The 20,585-nt window shown below is 58.2% G+C and carries 8 protein-coding genes and 1 tRNA gene; 5 read left to right on the forward strand and 4 right to left on the reverse strand.

The window, feature by feature from the left end; genetic code table 11:
* Positions 1-77: 77 nt before the first annotated feature.
* The 3 genes from ACSQ16_RS16730 to ACSQ16_RS16740 form a co-directional block, all read right to left on the reverse strand.
* Positions 78-5,117: a GEVED domain-containing protein gene (locus ACSQ16_RS16730; protein WP_243262248.1), complete on the reverse strand. Its 5,040-nt coding sequence runs from the start codon at positions 5,115-5,117 to the stop codon at positions 78-80.
* Between the two features lie 594 nt (positions 5,118-5,711).
* A complete protein-coding gene (locus ACSQ16_RS16735; protein WP_243262247.1) occupies positions 5,712-8,246 on the reverse strand; it encodes a hybrid sensor histidine kinase/response regulator in 2,535 nt (844 codons plus the stop codon).
* 78 nt (positions 8,247-8,324) lie between these two features.
* A complete protein-coding gene (locus tag ACSQ16_RS16740; RefSeq protein ID WP_243262246.1) occupies positions 8,325-8,807 on the reverse strand; it encodes a molybdopterin-dependent oxidoreductase in 483 nt (160 codons plus the stop codon).
* A gap of 207 nt (positions 8,808-9,014) precedes the next feature.
* Between ACSQ16_RS16740 and ACSQ16_RS16745 the strand changes: the two genes are divergently transcribed.
* From ACSQ16_RS16745 to ACSQ16_RS16765, 5 genes are all read left to right on the forward strand, one after another.
* The gene (locus tag ACSQ16_RS16745) at positions 9,015-9,635 is read left to right on the forward strand and encodes a response regulator transcription factor (protein WP_093927102.1); all 621 of its coding nucleotides are present in this window, start codon (positions 9,015-9,017) and stop codon (positions 9,633-9,635) included.
* Positions 9,636-10,040: 405 nt separating this feature from the next.
* Entirely contained in the window at positions 10,041-10,553 is a 513-nt protein-coding gene (locus ACSQ16_RS16750) for a hypothetical protein (protein ID WP_093927103.1), read from the forward strand.
* 45 nt (positions 10,554-10,598) lie between these two features.
* Positions 10,599-13,214 carry a beta strand repeat-containing protein gene (locus ACSQ16_RS16755; RefSeq protein WP_317405366.1) on the forward strand — a complete coding sequence of 872 codons (2,616 nt, stop codon included), beginning with the start codon at positions 10,599-10,601 and terminating at the stop codon, positions 13,212-13,214.
* A 119-nt stretch (positions 13,215-13,333) separates the two neighbouring features.
* Entirely contained in the window at positions 13,334-19,075 is a 5,742-nt protein-coding gene (locus ACSQ16_RS16760) for a hypothetical protein (RefSeq protein ID WP_243262244.1), read from the forward strand.
* Between the two features lie 224 nt (positions 19,076-19,299).
* Positions 19,300-20,022 (forward strand): hypothetical protein, encoded by a 723-nt coding sequence (locus ACSQ16_RS16765; RefSeq protein ID WP_243262242.1) that lies wholly within the window; start codon positions 19,300-19,302, stop codon positions 20,020-20,022.
* A gap of 422 nt (positions 20,023-20,444) precedes the next feature.
* Here the strand turns inward: ACSQ16_RS16765 and ACSQ16_RS16770 are convergent.
* Positions 20,445-20,521: transfer RNA gene (locus ACSQ16_RS16770), tRNA-Arg, on the reverse strand.
* Between the last annotated feature and the right edge of the window lie 64 nt (positions 20,522-20,585).

Below are 20,585 nucleotides of genomic sequence, written 5' to 3' on the forward strand. Positions count from 1 at the left end.
GGGATGCAACAGGGCACATCGTCGGATTAGGGATCTGGAGGGTGCAGGGCCGCCCGCAAAAGCGGCCCGTGTTTTGGCTATTGAATGCTGACTTCGAAGGCAACAAATCCCTGCGCGCCCGGTTGCAGCACCCCCGTGCAGGACCAGCGCAATGCACCATCATAGCCCGGCGCATTTGCCAGTGGTTCATCCAGCGTGCACTCCACACCATCGGCCAATGTAATCGGGCTGGGCACCGCAGATGACAGCGCAGTATAGGGCGGCGTTCTGTCGTAGACGACGATATCACGCGCGGGCACGGTGCCGACGGTTTCGACATAGATGCGGTATTCCAGCACATCCCCGGCAGAGGCACCGTTGCTGACCCCTTCGGGGCTGCCTTGGGTCACATTACGGACGGTTTTGGTCAGTTGCAGCGTGCCTTGGGCCGCCTCTACCACCAGCCGATCAGTGTTGTCGTTTCGCTGGCTCAACCCGCTGGCACCATAGCTGGTATCGGCCAAAAGGTCGAAACGATAGGTCGATCCCTGCGTCGCGGCACCTGAGGCAGTGACCCTTGCCAGCACGCAAATCAGCGTGCCCGCATCGGTTGGCAGCGGTCCGGTGATCGCTTGATCGGCTGTACCGTCGCAATCTGTGTCTTCGTAAAGCGCGGTTGAGAATGCCCCGTCGGGGGTAGAGGCTTCGCCCGCGATATTGAACGATACGCTGCCCGGTGCGGCGGCGATATACTCATGCCGCAACACCAAGACCTGCCCGGCTCGGATGGTTCGCTCTTGCGACTGGTTCAACCGGGCCGCTTCGACCATGCCGAAATCGAGCGTAGCATAGGACGTGCCCGCGGCAGGTGTGAAGGTGATGCTGCCATCATGCGGGTCACTGTTGACCAGCCCCGGCAGTGCGGCGTCGCCCTCTGACACGTTCAACAGGCCGCCGCCGGGCAACGCTGTGACGGTGACCGCACCGCTATACCCATCAGGCAATGTCGCGCGCCACATGCCATCCGCCGCCATGGCGGGCGTAGCAAGCAACACGCCTCCCGCATCAAATATCTGCACTTCGGCGCGATCTGTGCCCTGTTCACCGCTCTGCTGCGTCCCGTCATAGGCCGCGCCGCTGGCACCGATGTCAAAAAAGACTGTACCTGAAAGGACGGGTCCGGTTGTGCTAAGGGTCACGCTGGCGCGGGCCTCATCATCGTCCGCCAACCCGTCGCCCAGATCATCCACCAGCGCGCCGGTGTCGGGATCACTGTCTAGGTCGATCAGCGAGCTGCCAATGATCTCTGCCTGATTTTCATATGTCCCATCGCTCTGCATTGTCACGCGGATCGTCAGACTATGGCTGCTGCCCGCAAGAACATCGCCGAGCAACCACACCCCGGTCGCGGGGTCATAACTATCGCCCTGTGCCGCCGCATCATCAGAGACATAGGCAAAGCCATCAGGGATCAGATCAAGCACGCGAACATCTGACGGGCTGCCGGGACCACTGTTCGATAGGGTCAGCACAATATCCAACGCATCCCCCGCCGCTGCCTCGGTCGCGGGCGTACCGTCCCCGGCGTGCAGGATGGTCTGAGCGAGCGCCAGATCGGCCTCTGTCGGCGCATTTTCAAACCCAAAGTCATAGCTGACGGCGCTGCCGCTTCCGATATCAACCGCAAGACTTGCGATCGGGTTGCCAGTGGTCAGGAGCAGCCCCGCAGGAATCTCGGGGTCGGTCTCATCCACTTCCACCAAATAGCCACGCGCCGGGTCAAGATTGCTGAACAGATAGGCCCCCGCTGCATCGGTTTCGGTGGTCCCGACAACCGTGTCATCCGCAGGATCAACCGGGGTGCCCGCATCATCGAAAAGCGTCACGCCAATGCCAGCAGGCAGTGTGGTTTCCGCCCCATCGCGGCTGCCAGAACTGTCGGCGTCTTCGTAAAGTGTGCCTTCTATCGCGCCTTGCGGAAGCAGGTTGACGAGGGTCACAAGGTAATCCTCGACCTCCCCATCGAAGTTCAAACCGCTGAACGGGTCTTGGGTTAGCGCGCTTGAAGTCGACCAACGGACGCGCGCAAAGCTGGTGCCATTGCCGACGTCCGCAGGCACCGGGATATTCAGGGTGATCTGGTTATTGAAGCTGCCATCAGTATCGCCAAGACCACCATCGCGGAAGTTGACGGCAACCTGTTCGGTCGGGTCAAAGACATTGTTCTGGTTGAAGTCGATCCACACCTGAAGGTTTGTGATGCCTTCGGTCACAGGTATGCCAAGGGCAAGCTGCACACTTAACGTCTCATGAGTTTGAATGGTCAGCGGCACGATCGTGCCTGCCTCAAGCACCGGGAAGACGGCGATGGAATCCTCATCGTCAATCCCATCAAGATCGTCCCCATCCGCGTTAGCGCTATACATGGTTTCAGTCTCGGAATCGGGCAACCCACCGCCAAGATAGATGTCCGGCGCAATGATGTGACGCGGTTCGCCATAGCTTGCAGGGGCATCACCCCGGTCCACCAGATCGGCAGCCGCGATCACAAGCGAGTAATCCTCGACCTCGCCGTCGACGGCAAAACTGGCGACAGGCAACCCGGCCTCGGAAGAATAACGGAAGCGTGCGAAAGTGGTGGAAGTGGTAGCGTCGCTGGGCACGCTCACGTCGATCTGGATCACGCCATCGCCCGCTACGTCATCGAACCCGGTGCCATCGTCGCGCAGATCACTTGCGATGTTTTCGCCAAAGGAGCCTTCGAAAACCCCATCCCCGTTAAAGTCGATCCACGCCTGAAGGTAGCCCGCACCGGTGACCGGAACGTTGAGCGTGCTGATCACACCTTGGGTCATTACAGGGAAAACCACCGCATCTTCGTCATCAGTATCCAGCAAGTCATCCGCCGTGGCCGAAGCGTCAGATTGTGCCACCAGTTCAATATCTGGCGGAACGCTTCCAAGGTAGATGAGGGGCGTATCGCTTACCCCATGGGACGCCGTCAGATATGAAATCGGCGCATCGCCAAAATCGACGCCCAAGCCATCAAAGACAGCGATGATTACCCGCGCCCGGTCACATTGCGTGAGGTCTAGGTTATCGCAAAGCTCATACTCGATCTCATAGGTGCCAGAAGGCACGCCGGGCGGAACGATCACCCGACCCGCATCTGCGCCTTGTGTCTCAAGTACGGGCACCGGGTCGCCGGTGTTTTGAGGCACGGCCTCGGTCAGGACATCCAGCGTTGCGGTTGGGAATGCGGCTGGCAAGCCGTTGATCGTGTCGTTGGACATGACCTCTCCGGCGGTGCCGCCCAGCAAGCTGTTAAGGGGGGTCGCCGTATAGTCATCGTCGCCCGCCACCACGCTGGCCGAGGTATTCGTCACCGCGCAGAGCCGGATCGAAGAACCGCGCGCCGCATCATTTTGCGAAGTTCCGGTATAGCCGTGAATGAATTCTCCTTCCGTAAAGGTGCCGTATTCATAGGTCACATAGTTGTCGAAACTGCTCTCATTCGGCTCATCAATCCAATTGGTCGGATCGCCGGTCTTGGCGGGGTCCATCGTGATGGCCTGCCCATTGGCCGGGAATGAGGCCAGAGGTGCGGTGTGAAAATATGAAATTCCATCGGGCGCAAGCAAAGGGCCAACAACGTCAGAACTGTCATCCGTTGTGCCGCGGCTGTCCACGTCCGTCTGCTGAATGATCACACCGTTGATGCGGCTTTGCTCGACCGGCGTCCCTTGAGGATTGGACGGGGTCGCACTGCCGTCTTGGACAAGACGTAGCCGGTAGGTGACAAAGCCATTGTCGATCGGCGTCATCCGCGCTTCGAGCGACCCGTCGATATTGATGTTTATGGCGTTACTAATTTGTGTCGCCTGAAACACGACATCCAAATCGTTACCGTTAATGTCTGTGGTGACATTGTCATAAACGAAGATGTCTGAGGTGGTCAGCGCGAAGGCGCTCCCCGCCCCTGCCAATTGGGTGCGCGGCTGCCCAAAGACGGATTGCGGCGTACAGGTTTGCGGCCCCGTATCGGTCGACAGAACATTGGCGACGATGCTGGCATTCTCTGGGTTGGATTGAAGGCGGGATACGAAAGGCGTACCAATTGCGCCAATCCCTGCCGTGGCCGTGCTATCGACCGCACCCGACAACGCATCAGCCGCCGTAACAGTATATTCCGCCGTACAGGTTACCGTGCCACCGGGTGCCACGGGCGCGGTGATCGCAGGGCAAGTGACCGTTCCCACAAGACTGTCTTGGATCACCACATCTTGGTTCGGGTTAAAGGGCAGCTCGCCCGTGTTCGTCACCTCATAGATAAAGGTAATCGTATTGCCTTGCAGCGCAGACAGCGGGCTGGTGAAACGCGTAAGGCCGATGGTCTGATCCGTGGTGAAATTCACCTCCGCAAAAATGCCAATCCCGCGCGCGCCCGCATTGTAGGGCAGCGTCACAGGATTGTAGTAGCTGCGCACCTCACCGATGCTTTCATCGTACCAAATTTCGATCCGCGAGGTTGCATCGGGATAGGTCAGCCGGATCGACCCGTTCGAATCGTTATTGGATGTAGGAGAAAGAACGGCGCTCCCGTCAATGAACAAACACTGCGCCTCATTTGCATTCAGCAGCCCCGTATCGCCAGAGCCTAGACCAGGGCCAACAACCACGGTGGGCGCGGGGCCTAGCGTGCTAATACTCGGATTGCCGTTGTCACCAAAGGCGGTGACGAAGTCGCACCGGTCGGCCGTGCTGTGCGCATCAGAGGCATCCATGTCGAGAATGTCGACCAATAAGTTGTCAACCTGAAACGCCACTCCGCCAGAGCTTGCCGTTACGCTGGCAGTGATCCTGTCATCCCCGCGCCGCCCCGCGTTCGGCGCGGCATCGCCGATGACAACCAAAGATTCCACGCCGCCGCCGAAAATGTCTACGTCATCCGGGCTAAAAATCGGGTTGCCCTGCGCATCAGTACTATAGGAGCGCAGCGACCCTGTCATCTCTACGGTCGCATCAATCTCAAAGCCGTATTGATCATCTAGGGTTCGCACCAACGGCCCGGCAAATCCTGCGGGCCAGTCGAATGTCGACCAATCGATAGAGAAATCCCCGGCTTCCGCGGCTGTCATGGCGACTGTGGCGCAAACGGCTAAGGAAACGCCGCACAGCATTTTCCGACAATGAAGATGTTTCACAATATACCTTTCGGTCCCGGCCATTGAATCCGCAGAAACAGGCACCCAAACGATGTAACGAGCTTAATTTTCCCTACCTTTATCGTGAATTTCCGTCCTCAAGACGAAGGTGCATTCGATCAGACTCAACAGCCCAGTGGATAGCGCGATATACTTGAGGATAGGTGAAAGTCCTGACAAACCTCGTCGAATGCGCCCCCGGCCTTCCCCCGAGGGGAGGGATGGAGAAAGCCGGAGGGGCGCATCGCTGCAAGACAATCAAGGAGCCGCTCCCTGGGGTGGGGGAACGGGTAGCAGCTCCTGAGAAGGCCCGCGCGCCGAAGCATTTTTCAGACAGATCGGTCGAAAAAGCCGACTGTCAGCTTAGGGGAGCGGTCATTGAACTGGTCAACGATGCCTTCATGCAGACCCGTCGATTGGCGGGTACATCTCAACATAGTCCGTGCCGCGCGCTGTTGCATTTCAGCGGGGGTATAATCGGGCTAGCCTTAAGGATAGGTTACAATGTGCTTGGATTGGTTCCCGTTCTCAGGGACCAACCTGCGCCTGCATCGCCGCCTCTGTGGCGTTCCACGTATCCGGCAAAGCATTGCATAGGCCGCGTGCCTCTTCGGGTTTGTCGGTCTTGCATGCGGTCTCGATCTCTTTGAGCAACCCATGGAGCCGATCCGCTCCGAGCATCCCGCACATCCCGGCCATGGCGTGGGCACGCGCCTGTAGATCAGGCAAGGCGTCGGCCGCCATCAGGGCTGGCAGATCATCCGCGACCTGATCGGACAGCTTTTGAACCCGTTCGCGCAGTTTCTCTTCGCCCAGCAGGTCGATCAAATCTACCATCTGTTGGTCGTTCAACAACGGGCGTTTCGCGGATTTCCCCTGAATTGGTGATGGCACACTTTGCGCCTGTTTTCGCAACGCCTTTTCAAGCATAGCCGTGCGCACCTGAACCTCTCGCAATTCAGCGCGCAACACTTTCATATCCAAGGGCTTTTGCAAGAAACCCGACATGCCGACTGCACTAAACTCCTCGCGCTCTTTGGGCATGGCATGGGCCGTTACGGCAATAATCGGCGTCGCGTGGTTCGGGCCACTGCCGGATAGAATTGCCTTTGTCGCCTGAATGCCATTCACCTCTGGCATAGAGATATCCATCAAAATCGCGTCGAAAGTTGCGCCTTCCGCGATATCAATCGCTTCGCGCCCCCCGGTCGCCAGGGTGACATCATGGCCGATCCGCTCGAGCATCGCTTTGATAAGCTCGCGGTTGATCTCATTATCATCCACCAACAAAAGGTTCAGCCGTTGTGCTGGGGCCTGCTCAACACGTTTGTTATGCACATCAATCGTCTCATCACAGCAGGTCTCTACCATCACAGCGAGTTCCACCGGCAGGCGCAGGGTGAAGCTTGTCCCCTCCCCCACCGTGGACTCGCAGGTGATCTCGCCGCCCAACCGTTTCACCAACCGGCGCACGATTCCAAGCCCCAGCCCGGTGCCCCCGGTTCGGCGCTCATACCGGCTGTCGAGCGAAACGAAATCTTCGAAGATACGATCAATATCATCGGCCGGGATTCCAGAACCGTCATCTTCGACCTGCAGGAGAAATTCCTCCCCCGCGTCTGCCTTTGCGAACCACCCTCTTAGCGTCACATCGCCGCCGGGGCTGAACTTGATCGCGTTGCTTAGTAGATTGACCAGCACCTGCTGGATCGCCCGAGGATCGGTGACGATAGATTTATCGTCCAGCTTTGTCAGATCAAGATGCAGCCGGGTGCCGCCAGCTTCGGCCAGAGGCTCCATCGTGTTGATGATCCCCGCCATCAGCGCGGTCATATCGCAGGCCTGCCGCACCTGTTCATATGTCCCCGCCTCGCTGCGCTCAATCGCTAGCACGTCATTAATATGCCCCAGCAGAATTTCCCCCGAGGTCATTGCCGCATCAAGATAGCGTTTCTGCTCATCATCAAGCCTATCATCCAGCAACAATTGCAAAGCAGAGATCACACCATTGAGCGGGGTGCGCATCTCATGGCTCATCATGGCGAAGAAACGTGATTTTTCTTGATAGGCGTCCAAGGCCTCATCACGTGCGGCGATGATTTCGGCTTCGCGCAGACGCTTTTCGGTAATGTCACGAATATAGGCGATGAAAAGCGACCCCTGCGCCGACGGCGATTGCGAGACGGACATCTCTACAGGGAAAATGCGACCGTGTTGGTCGATCATCTCGAATTCGCGTCGGCCTTTGTCAGCCACCTCCGTCTCACCAGTTTGGCGGAATTTCATAAGGCGTTCGCGGTGCGCCATACGGTCAGCAGGGGGAATCAGCAGACTGATATAGTCACTGCCCTTTGCCGCCTCATGGGTGATCCCAAATATCTCTTCAGCTGACCCGTTAAAATCTTCGATCTCTCCCTGCGCGTTGATCACCACGATAGCGTCCAATGAGGCTTGGAGTGTCGTGGCGAGGCGCAGGTGGTTTTCTTCGACCATCTGCGACGTGCTGTTCAATCGGCTGGCCTGCCGCGACAGGCGATAAACAGCGCCAACCAATGCCAAGGTGACAATCAATACAATCGCCGCCATCACTTCGATCAGGCGCACAATTTCATGGCGTTCGTTTTGGGACATTTCACTTGCGATCGCGATGGAAGCCAAAGCAATTTCGCGCGGGATATCCTCTACTGCGCGCAGCATCCCATCAATATCGCCCAGCGCGGCGGCCAGTTCGGCATCCGTGCCATCAATCGTCGGCAAGAAACTATCGAGTAGAACCCGCAACTCGCGGATCTGCGGCTTGGCCTCGGCATTGTTGCGTACCCGCTCGGCCAAAAGAACGCGGCTGTAGAAGATGTCGAACCGTTTGCGAAGCTCATCCAGTGCTTCCGGCGTGGCGGATTGTGCCTCGGCCAACGCACGGTCTGTCTTGAGAAACTCAATCTCAATTTGGGTAAAAACCCATTCGGCGTGATCCTGCTGCGCACTATCAAGCGCCTGAATCCGATCCCAGATGTTATAGGCCAGATAGGCGGCGATACTCATCCCTACAACAAGGATGAGCATCAGAACCTGCCGGCTTCTGGCCCCTGTTGGCCCAACTCTTCCTGCGTCGTTCATCTGGGCCCTCTGAACCATTTTCAATTACTCGACACTAATTCGGTCAAGCTGCCAGATCGACCGGCTGTAGACCAGTTCAGTCTGGTAGGCGATGTCGCTGTCATAGGGGTACACAACCCAGAGCGGCCCTTTATCCCGGCGCGACATCTCTTCACCGTTAGTGTGGTAGGCGATGATCGGGCCATCCTCGCCGGCGTCGGACATCGGGATTTCCACGGCGTAGTCATTGATCGCCGTTGCGGTAATCGTTCCCTCATCGACGTTTAGGGTCTCAAACAGGTGCTTAAGAGAGACGCCTTCAAACGCCTGCGCGCCATCGGTCCAGATGGTTGTCGTCTCAAAGCGGGAGACCGGCATCGACTTAAGGTCCGATAGCGTAAAGCTGTGAGTTTCTTCGGCCAGCGTCACATTAAGCACTGCTTCTTCGTCTTGGGCGACCACCGCAGAGGCAAGGCCGATTGTGAGTGCGGCAGCGGTGATGGTCTTGCTGAGAGTTCGAGCGATCATGTCCAGTTCCCTTATCTAGCGTTATGACCTGACCATAACCTGCGCGAAAGGAAGGGGCGAAGGCGCAAGAGTGCATCCCCCCTATACCAAAGGATAGGTACGCGTGCCTTTGCGACCTCTTCACTCCAGGCTTTTATCTTTCTTTTCAAACAGGCACCCTCTACCAATAAGAGTACCCCGGCCACGTTAGGCTTCAGGAGATCTATTATGTCTTTGCGTATTTTAATTGCCGATGATCACGACATGGTCCGAGAGACCATCGCTATGTTTCTTGATGCAGATGGTGCAACCGTCACTGAAGCGGCAAGCGATCTGGCAGGAGCACTGGACAAGATCAAAACCCAACCACCCTACGATTTGGTGCTGCTTGATTATACAATGCCCGGCATGAAAGGCCTGCAAGGTCTGCAGACCGTACTTGATATCAATGAAGGCCGCCCCGTCGGGCTGATCTCTGGCACGGCGACCAGACTAATTGCAGAACAAGCGCTGGAAATGGGGGCTATTGGCTTCCTGCCAAAAACACTACCCGCGAAGTCACTGGTCAATGCGGTTCGCTTTATGGCCGCGGGTGAAACCTATGCCCCGGTCTCGTTCATGTCGGGCAAAGATAACCCTGAAGAGACCGATTTTGAGAAAGCCCTGTCAGAACGCGAGCGCCAAGTGCTGCGCGGATTGATGACTGCCCAGTCCAACAAAGAGATCGCGCGCGACCTCGATCTGCAGGAAGTAACGATAAAACTGCATGTCAAAACACTTTGCCGCAAATTGGATGCAAAGAATCGCACGGATGCTGCGATTATTGCACGTGACGCTGGCTTCGTCTGAAACTGCGTTTTCACGCTTGCCCCCCTCTGCGTCTCTAGCGAAAGCGTGGCGTAACCCGCCTCAGTCTACACCGCCTTTGTAAACCTTGCTCGCCCGCCTTGCGCGGGCGTTTTTGCGTTAGCTTTATGGCCTTGGCCAGCGAATCAAAGGTTCGCGGGCACCATTTTTCCCTTCGAAATTAACCATTTTTGCGCCTCATCACCGCGCCAATTGATAGCCCGCAGCGCGACTTGATAGGCCCTCCTATCCTTTCGAATAAACGCCTGACCGCAGGCTCAGCGCATTAACCGTTCGCTCAGATGAACTCGGTATCCGTTTCCCCGAAGATCAGAACAGGACAACGCAATGGGCGTGTCCGTTCATTGCAACTGCCGGCGCTTCACCGGTCAACAAGGGAACTATTAGATGCGTATCCAGATCTCCCAGTTATCCAAAACACTCATTGCCAGTACGGCCTTGTCCATCGCTGGCTTCGCCGCTGCCGCGGAGGCACTGTCGAGCGAATTTTCCTTCCGCGTGGTAGAAACCAACGCCGAAGGTGAAGAGGTTCTCGTTGAGCGCGAAACCATTCGCCCGGGCGAAGTGATCTCCTATGAGCTGCGTCACGAGAACATGACCGACGGCGCGATGGAAGGTCTCGTCATTGCCGCACCGGTTCCAGATGGCGTTTCTCTCGCACTCGGGTCCGAAGTGACCTCTGTCGCCGCTGTGTTTGAAGTCCAGGCCGAGATGGACCCAGAGCAGGAAGGGCTGGAATGGTCGACCGTTCCTGCCACCCGCAAGGTCGTCGATGCCGAAGGCAACATGATCGAAGAGCCGCTCCCCGAAGAAGCCGTCGCCGCTGTGCGCTGGACCCTGTCGGAACCGCTCGAAGCAGGCGGCTCTGCCTTCAACAGTTACCGCGTGCGCCTGAACTAAACCGGCGCCTCTCTCTCCAACCTCCATAGAACTAGGAATATTAACGTGAAATACCAAACAACCTTCCTGCGCTCTGTCAGCGCTATCGCATTGACTTCCGTGATTGGCACCGTCGTTTTCGCGGCCCCAGAAGCGGGCTCGGTGATCGGCAACCAAGCTGTCGCGACCTATACCAACGGTGCTGGCGATACGATCACGGTAACCTCCAACACAGTTGAGACGATCGTTCAGCAGGTTGCTGGCGTGTCTATGACCTCCGACAACACTGAAACCATCGCCCCCGGCGGTAAGGCCTTCTTGCCTCACATCATCACTAACGATGGTAACGGCGCAGATGCGTTCTTGCTGGAAGCGGCGGAAAACAACAGTGGTACGCTCAATTTGCAACCGTTGGTCTTCTACCCAGACGCCAACATGGACGGCGTGGCAGATAGCGCCACTCCGCTGTCTGAAACACCGACCCTGGCCCCGGGCGAGCAGTTCGGCGTCGTGATCGAAGCCACGGCCCCTTCTACGGCTTCCGGCTCTGACACGATCACCGTCACAGCGACTTCCAATCTCGATGGCACAGTGCTCATCACCAACACAGACACGCTGACAATCTCCAACGACGCAATCGTCGAACTCGTTAAATCCATGACGGCGGACCCGGCCTCGGGCGGGAACCCCAACATCATCGACGCAGGCGACGAAGTGACCATCACCTTGACCTATTCCAGCACCGGTCTGGCCGCAGCCAACAACTACTCCGTGCAGGATGTTCTTGATGGCCGCTTGACCTACGTGCCCGGCTCGGCCCGCTGGTCTGACTCTGCAGTGCCCCTGAACGATGACAACGGCTCCACCGTCGTCGATGCCACAAACGGCTCTGGTGAGACGATGGCTTGGGACTATGATGATGGCCAGAACGTCAACTTCTTGATCTCTTCGGTAGGCTCCGGCCGTTCGGGCGAGGTGACATTCCGCGCCGTGATCGCCGACACCGCGAATGCGGGTATCATCACCAACGTGGCGACCCAAGACGTAGACGGCACGGCTTTTCCCCCGTCGAACACAGCCTCCGTTACCGTCGACAACCAATATGCGGTGGCCATTGCCGATACGGCGATTAACGCCAACGGCACCGCGAACCCGGCGATTTCATCGGCAACCGATGATGACGCGGCCAACAACGATATCGTCACCGAAACCGGCGATGTCTTTCAGGGCGGCGTGATCCGTCAGGAATTCGTGCTGACCAACCTTTCAAACAGCCCGGACAGCCTTCAGCTTGACGTGGCCAATGTGGACTTCCCGAACGGCACCACCTTCCGCTTTGTCGGCGCTGACGGTGTCACACCGGTGGTAAGCTCTGTTGGCCCGCTCGGCATTGGTGATAGCGCCAAAGTGACGTTGATCGCGACTTTGCCAACAAACGTCACACCAACCGCCACCACCAACTATACCGCGACGATCACCACGACTTCGGACAACTCTGGCGTCTCTGACGTGTCGACAGCCGAATTCTCAGGTGCGGTGCTCGCCGCTTCGGTCGACCTTGAAAACGACGTTGCTGGTTCCGAAGGTGATGGAGCCGCGCCGACGAACGGTGGCAACCCGTGGGTGACACAAACGACAGACCCCGGCGAACCCGTCATCTTTGAGATGCTGGTCGAAAACAACGGCCCCGTCTCGGACAGCTTCAACCTCTCGCTGGATCAAGCGTTGCCCCCAGGCTGGACCGTTGAGTTCCAACTGCCCGATGGCTCGGTTGTGTCCAACACAGGCACCATCCCGGCAGGGGCTTCGCAGTCAATCCGCGCGGTGATCACGCCGACAGATGATGCCCTGCCCGGCGACACCTTAATCGACATCGCGGTTGTCTCTTCTGTCTCGGGACAGGGTGACCGCATCGTTAACCAAGTGTCGGTCAACGAAATCTACGACGTAAAGATCATCGACGATCAAAGCGCGCAGGCTTCGCCCGGTGGTATTGTGGACATCCTTCACACGATCTCGAACGAAGGTAACGTGGCCGTCACCGAAGGGACGATCACTGCAGGTGGCCTGACGAACTTCTCCGGTGCGATCTTCTGGGATCAGGACGGCAACGGCGTTATTGATCCAAACGAGCCGGTCATCGATAACTTCAATGATCTGGGTGTAGGCGGGCTGGCCCCCGGTGATAGCATTTCGCTGATCTACCGTGTGCAGACCCCATCTACAGCAACCCAAGGTGTGTCCGAAATCGGTACGATCACCATCGGAAGCACTCTGAACGGGACCGGGACCGACATTGACCTGACCAACAACGCCGTCGAAGACCGCGTGGTCATTATCTCGGGCGATGTCACGCTGAGCAAGTACCAGTACATCGACGCTCAATGCGACGGAACCGCGGGCACCTTCACCAAGACGCGCCTTGATGTCGAGCCCGGCCAGTGCATCCGCTACATGGTCGAAGCCGAAAACACCGGGGCTTCTCCGGCGGACAACGTGAACATCTCGGATGCGGCCCCAGCCTATACCACAGTCACTGACTGTGGCGGCGCCTGCTCTGAAAGCCTGTTCCCGGGGGCCAGCACGGCAACCATCACCTCGACAAACGTGTCGAGCGCGCATGGTACGATCCTTCCCGGCGGCTTTGCCCGGGTAGAGTTTACCGTAAGGGTCGACAATTAATCGACCTCCCCGGCACCCCCGGCTGAGCCATGCTCACCGGGGGTGCCACCTCCTCCCCCCGTTTTCGTCTCCCCATTCTATTCACGCCCTTCGCAGGGATCGCAACAGGAGCAAAACTGATGCGCAGTTTCCTTATGTCTACAGCCCGCTCGGCTCTGGCCCTGATAAGCGCCTCCGCATTGGGTCTCAGCCTTCTGCCCCAATCCACCGCAGCTGACGCGGCACTCGCCGGAACCTTCATCCGCAACGTCGCAGAAGTAAGCTATTTCAACACGTCGCTCGGCATCATGGAGCGCGTTCTCTCTAACCCGGTACAGGTCGAAGTCGCCTCGGTTCCTGGGCTCGAAGTGACAGGCTACTCTGACCTTTTGCTGACCCGTGGTGCGTTTGGCCGCTATCACTTTGACGTGGTCAACAGCGGCAACGTGCGCCTTTTCACATCGCTCAGCATCGACGAAGAGAACCAGTCCCCGCTGATGTCGCACCAAACGCTTTACCCCGATCTTAATGGCAACGGCCAGATCGATGGGGAAGACATAGCAGCAGACATGTCAGCCCCGTTCCTGCTGGCCGTGGGCGAGCGGCTCCAACTGATCTATGACTTCCGCATTTCCGCCGAAACCCCGGTGAGCACCCGGTTCTCCAGCATACTGACGGCAGTTGGCGTTGCCGACGATGGTCGGAGCCTGACAGGTCAGGCGATGGGTATCTCGCGCGTCGAAGAAGGCGGGCTTGAGATCGCCAAAGGGCAGGTCATCTCCGAAAACGAAGAAGGCGCGATCATCACCTACACCCTGCGCATGCGCAACGACTCTGAGCGCGACGCTTTTGGCTACCCTGAGATCGACGGCCAGCCCATCGTGATTGATGGTGCACCCCAGACGGGGGTTTTGCTGCGCGATGCGATCCCGCTGAACACGGCCTTCGATGCAATACAAAACGCAGGCGGCATGACGGCGCTGGTCCACATGCGGGGCGCGCCTGTCCATACCTACCGCAGCGCCGTTCCTGCGGGTCTTGCCGACGACGTTGATGCGGTGGCCTTTTTCCACGAGGGCGACTTTGCTGTCGGCCACGCCTCTGCCCCCAGCTTTTCGGTGCGCGTGCCAATGGCTTTGGGCGCGGTCGAAGTGCACAACACCGCTTCTGCCTTTTACAACAACCAAGAAAACACATTGTTGTTGGACTCGAACACCGTGGTCTATGAGCGCGAGACTGATACCCCCGGAACGCTTGTATTCGAGCACCCCGAAACCGGTGCAGACCAACCCTACGGCACACCGGGCAGCGATACGCGCCTGCGCGTCACTGCTGGCATGTGCAACGGCACCACCGAAATCGACAGTACTCCGGTAACCGTCCGCAGCGTACTGACCAATGATGTCGAGACGCTCATCGCGACCGAGACCGGAGCGAACACTGGCGTATTCCTCACCCCCGTTCTGCCTATGGCGCAGATGTCCCCAGCCGTGGCTGGTGACCAGGTCATGGCGACAGACTTTGGCGATACTTTTATCGCCACGGCGCTCTGCGAAAACGAGGTGCTTGAAGACGATCTGATGATCAACCCCGGCAACTTTTTGTTCAACTCAGTCACCAACGCTCCGATCGACGATGTGGTCATCGCTGTTGTCAATGCGCGCTCTGGCGCGGAAGTGGCGCGCACCCAAACAGACCAGCGCGGCTTTTTCACCTTTTTCGATATTCCAGAGGGCGATTACCGCTATGCCGTGATGGATGCGCCAGCGTGGATTTTCCCATCGGCGCGGACGGACTTTGTCGGTATGGGCCGCAACGTGATTGATGCAGGCTATGGCGAAGAGTTCAGCCACGCGGGCGGGGCACTTTTTGTCTCTGACATTCCGGTCGATCCGCATTACGGCACACCGCTAGCGCTGGATAAGACGACAAATCTCGACAGCGTAGGGCATGGCGAATTCGTTACCTATACGCTCAGCTTTACCAACAACATGCACCAAGCCTTGATCGGTGGAGAGATCCTTGACCGTCCTGCCTATGGTGTAAACATCGTTCCCGGCTCGGTTACGCTGAACGGCGCACCGCTGGACGATCCGCAGCAAATTGGCAATGGCGATCTGCGCTTTGATGTTGGCATGCTTGAACCGCTGTCCCGCCATGAGCTGTCCTATGTGATGCTCTTCTCTGCCGCCGCCCGTGAAGGCCGCAACGAAAACGCCGCAATCCTGTCGGGCCGCCAAGCGGGCACCGGAACACTGCGCCAATCGCAGACTTCCCGCGCCATGGTACGCCTCGACAACTCGGGCGGCGTCTTTGCCCGGCAGGGCACAGTGCTCGGCGCTGTGTTCATGGACTGCAACGGCAACGGCCTCCGCGACCGCGCATCGGATGAGCCCGGCATTCCCGGCGTGCGCATCGTGACCCAAGAAGGCCTCTTTGTAGTGACCGACATTGATGGTGCCTATTCGCTGAATGGCATGCGCCCGGTGACACACGCCTTCCTCGTGCAGCCAGAGACCCTCCCCGCCGGGACCGAAGTGCAGGTGACCCGTACCAACGATCTGCGGCGCGGTGGCTCTCGACTGGTGCCGCTGAAGAAGGGCGAGCTCAGTACCGAGAACTTTGCGGTGGCCCAGTGCACCCCCGAAGCGCTTGATGAGGTCAGCAAACGTCGCGACCATTTTGATGGAAAACGTCAGTCCCCCGGCATGAATGCGACCGACCTGCCGATTGATGGCCAACGCAGCAGCACCCGTTCCGTGCGCAGCGAAGCGGGTATCGCGACCACGACACAGCTCACTCCCGGCATGATCGCCGCCCAGAGCGAAGAGGCCGGTGCGAATGCCACCTCTGTGGCCCAGTCCGCCCGTGCGTCGGCCCAGCGCCAGTCACTCGATAGCATGATCCGTAACCTTGATAGCGCCGCCGGCTTTGTCGACTTTGCAGAACACACCAGCGTATCCCGCGCCACCCAGAACATTCGGGTTAAAGGCAAAGCAGACCTGACGCTTGCACTGTTGGTCAATGGCCGCGAACTCGGCGCAGATCGGGTGGGCGAACGTACCAATTGGGAAAAAAACAACGTTCAGGCACTGGAATATGTCGCAGTTAAACTGAGATCGGGCGAAAACGTTCTGACACTGGTGGGCCGTGACGGATTTGGCATCGAGCGTGTCCGCAAGGAACTGCGCCTCACCGCCCCCGGCAAACCCGCCCGGATCGAGATTTTGTTGCCTGACACGGCAGCGGCCAACCCGGCCTCTGTGGTGCCCGTGGTCGTCCGCGTTCTTGATGCCGGTGGCCGCCCAGTGCCAGCCTCTGGCACGGTGACCCTTTCGGCCCGCCGTTCGCTGTGGGATGTGACCGATATCCGCAGCAGCACGCCCGGCGTGCAAGCCTACCTCGACAATGGCGAAGCCACCTTCAACCTGATCCCGCCGCAGGCCTCTGGCCCCGACTTGATCACCGTGCGCTCTTCTTTTGGGGAGGCCGAGGCGACGCTGACCTTCACCCCTGACCTGAACGAACGAGTGCTTATCGGCGTGATCGAAGGCGCGGTATCGCTGAGCGGAGACGCAGGCAATGTGCTTGAACAGGATCGCTTCAGCTCTTTCGAAGACACCACCACCGGTGTTCGGGGTGAGCTTTACCTCAAGGGTGTGATCCGGGGCGATGCCCTGCTCACTCTGCGCTACAGCTCGGATCGTGACACCGAAGACCGCCTGTTCCGCGACATCCGGGGTGAAGAATACTACCCCGTCTACGGCGACAATTCCGAACGCGGTGCCGATGCGCAGTCCTCCTCCAACCTCTTTGTGAAGGTGGAAAAAGGCCGCTCCTATGTTCTCTACGGCGACATCGCCATTGAGCCGGAAGCCAGCGCACTGAAACTCGGCGGACTGCAACGTGTCGCCACCGGGGCCAAGGGGCACTGGGAGAACGACCGTGTGTCGGTTACCGTGTTCGCAGCCCGGACAGCACAAGAGCAGCAAGTACAGGAAATCCGTGGTCGCGGCGTCTCTGGTCCCTATGACCTTGATCTCGGGGGCTATGTGCAAGGCTCTGAGCGCGTTGAAATTCTTGTGCGGGACGAAGATGGCGGCGATATCCTGTCGGCCACACCTCTGCTGCGCGGCACCGACTACCTGCTAGATTTCTTCCGCAACACGATCACCTTCGACAGCCCCGTGCGCCAGTTCGACCTTGATGGTAACCCCGTGTCGATCCGTGTGACCTATGAGGTTGAGGCCGAAGGCGCCGAGGCATACTGGCTCTATGGGGGCGAGGTGAACTACGCCCTGTCCGAGCGGACCTCAATCGGTGCCCGCGCGGTTCATGCCGATGCACCGCTTGGCAACACAGCCCGCCAGCGGATGCACTCTGCCTACCTGCAACACGAAGACCGTCAGGGCGGCGTTTGGGAGGCCGAAGTGGCCCGCTCGGAAAATGCTATGGGCGAAAAAGACACCGCTGCGCGCCTATCTTATGAACTCAAGACCGAGACTCGCCACTTTGCTTTCGAGGCAATCCACACCGGGCGCGACTTTTATGCGCAGGGGGGGCTAGCACGCGCAGGCACCAGCCAGGTTCGTCTAAGCTATGGTGCAGAGATCGACCAACGCAGCGACATTGCTTTTGGTGCGGAATACACCCGTGATCGGATCAATAACCGCGAACAACTGACCGTTGATGCGATCTATTCGCGCCGCCTGAGCAAGACCCTGCGCGGCGGGATCGGCCTTGAATACCGCTATGACCGCAACGATGGCACCAATGAAAGTGATACGGCCTTGATCCTCGGCGCCCATTGGACCCCAGCGGCCCGCCCCGGCACCGTGATCGAAGCCAAGTTGCGTGCGCCGCTCAATGGGGACACCCCAACCGAGCTGACCTTGGGACTTTACGACGAACCCAAGAACGGCTGGCGCGTCTATAACGAGATCGAGCTTCAGTTCGGCAGCGATGAGTTGGTCACCCGCGCGGCTTACGGCTTCACCTACACGCTAAATGAATGGGTGACTGGACGGACCGAGATGACCAAAGCCAGCGGCACTAGCGATACCAACATGGTGCAGGGGCTGTCGGTTGACTGGGACCTCAATCAAAGCACTAACCTGCGCGCCGATCTGGAACATGCGCGCAACCTCGACACCGAAGAAGGCGAACTGACATCCTTTGCGATCGGCACCAGCTGGGAATCGGCCGATGGCGATTGGGTTGGCGATGCCGAGTTGGAAACCACTTGGGAGGATGTGGGCAAAACGCATTACGCCAGCATCGGCATTGCGGGCAACGTCACCCCAGACCTTACAATTCTGGCGCGAAGCCGCGCAGCACTTGATCGGCGCAATGGCGAGAATTTCCGCCAGATGCGCACCCGCATCGGGGCGGCCTATCGGCCCAAGGACAACGCGCGCCTTGATGTTTTGGCTTGGTATGAACACCGGCTTGAGGAAAAGCACAGCAGCACCGAGACGCATATGTGGTCGATCGATGCCAACTATGAACTGGACGCGGACCTGCGGATCAACGGCAAATACGCTGGCCAGTACCAGAAGGTTGGCACCGCGGCGGGCACATCGTCCAATGCAACCACCCAACTGGTCCAAGGCGGTCTGAACTACGAGTTTGGGAATGACCGCTTTCAGCTTGGGCTTAACGCCACGCATCTATGGGACAGTGAGGGCAACTCCTCCAACGGGATCGGCGCTGAGTTCGGCTTCACCCCGCGCGAAGGTGTTCTGCTGGCGCTCGGCTACAACAAAGCGCGCGGACGGGTCGCCGGCCAAAGCAGCCTCTATGACGAAGGGTTCTATTTCCGGTTCAACCTATTGTTGGACAACTCACTCTGGACCCAATTCGACCAGTTCCTCGGAAGCTGACCGGGAGACTCAGCCACGAGGGAGAGCCACGTTCCAAGCGCATCTGGAACGTGGCTCGACTCATTTCATAAGTGCCACCGCGCCCTAAAGCTTACCTAACTACCCCATGCATCAGGACAGCTATCCTTTTGAGAAGCTAACTACCTGCCCGCATTAATGAAATATCGATTTTAAGCGGGCATCATCTGAGTCAACGCAACTTGAAACCCAGATGGGAAACTCCGATGAAAAAGCTCGCTGCCAGCACTGCCTTTTGTCTAATCGCCGCCACCCTTTCCAGCGCGGCCAGTGCGAATGAACTCGCCCGCTTTGATAGTAGAAAGATTGCCGTGACCGGGTTGAACTTTGCGCTCTCGCCCTCTGCCTCGGAAAGCCGCATTCATTTAAACCGCAGCATGATAGCGACACCGTCAAAACCGTCGGCGCGCAGGCTGACCATCCCCACAAGCGGTGGGCCATCAGCGGCCGTGCGCCATGTGATCGCCACGGCTGAGGCCGGTGGCAAAGGCTATGATGCCGTTCAGCATGGCGCGCGGATCAAGCCGCCGAAACGCCCCACCGGTATGACCATTGGTGAAATCTATCGCTGGATCGCCGCAACGCCTGGTCAACCGCATGCAATCGGGCGTTATCAATTCATTCCCAACACACTAAAAACACTGGTCGCCGAAGCGGGGCTGAATAGGAATGATGTCTTTACACCGCAGGTTCAGGACCTGCTTGCCGATTTCCTGCTTGAAGATGCGGGGTTCACCCCCTTCATGCAAGGTAAGATCAGCCGCCATCGCTTTATGGAGAATCTCGCCCGTATTTGGGCTGGGTTACCGACATCGACGGGCCGCTCATATTATCACGGCCATGCAGGCAACCGGGCCGTCATCACTTGGAATGAGTTCGACAGCCATATGAAAAGCATCTTCGACAGCAGCCTGCGCGGCACCTCCTAGCTACGCGGCACCTCTCTCTCCCTCCCACCTGACCAAAGCGCGAGCATTCTCTCCGCTTTGGTCATTTTTCTTTGCTGCGCTGTATCTCAATACGTTTACAGATCAACGGAAATGGCAGGGACTTCCGATGCAGCGGAAGAGCCTTCTGCCAGACTGCGCTGCTGAACAACTCTCTATGCAGTGATTGGTTCTTTCGGATCGCGCCAAATTAACCAAACGCACCTTAGGTTGGCCCAGATCGATATCCACCTCTTACCGAGGAGGTTTGCTCGGCGCACTGCACATCTCAACCATGATGTCCGAGTTCGCTAAAGGATTCGGCTATATTGCGCGTAGGATCACGCCAATGCGCTTTCACACAAAGCTACAAAAACACGGCATCACAGAGCGCTAAACCCCTGCTTAAATTTAATTTTGGGTAGTGGCGGACCGAGGAGGATTCGAACCCCCGACCCCCTGATTCGTAGTCAGGTACTCTATCCAGCTGAGCTATCGGTCCACTGAGCGGGGGTTTAGTCTTACCTCCGGAGAGTTGCAAGCCCTCGTTTTGAGGAAATGCAATT

It is taken from the genome of Sulfitobacter sp. SH24 (assembly GCF_965641895.1).
GTDB classification, from domain to species: Bacteria; Pseudomonadota; Alphaproteobacteria; order Rhodobacterales; family Rhodobacteraceae; genus Sulfitobacter; species Sulfitobacter dubius.

What these genes read in the sequence shown, in the direction of transcription:
- ACSQ16_RS16760 (WP_243262244.1), top strand. Translation starts at nt 13,334, where the DNA reads ATGCGCAGTTTCCTTATGTCTACAGCCCGCTCGGCTCTGGCCCTGATA.
- ACSQ16_RS16745 (WP_093927102.1), top strand. Translation starts at nt 9,015, where the DNA reads ATGTCTTTGCGTATTTTAATTGCCGATGATCACGACATGGTCCGAGAG.
- ACSQ16_RS16735 (WP_243262247.1), bottom strand. Translation starts at nt 8,246, where the DNA reads ATGCTCATCCTTGTTGTAGGGATGAGTATCGCCGCCTATCTGGCCTAT.
- ACSQ16_RS16740 (WP_243262246.1), bottom strand. Translation starts at nt 8,807, where the DNA reads ATGATCGCTCGAACTCTCAGCAAGACCATCACCGCTGCCGCACTCACA.
- ACSQ16_RS16730 (WP_243262248.1), bottom strand. Translation starts at nt 5,117, where the DNA reads ATGACAGCCGCGGAAGCCGGGGATTTCTCTATCGATTGGTCGACATTC.
- ACSQ16_RS16765 (WP_243262242.1), top strand. Translation starts at nt 19,300, where the DNA reads ATGAAAAAGCTCGCTGCCAGCACTGCCTTTTGTCTAATCGCCGCCACC.
- ACSQ16_RS16750 (WP_093927103.1), top strand. Translation starts at nt 10,041, where the DNA reads ATGCGTATCCAGATCTCCCAGTTATCCAAAACACTCATTGCCAGTACG.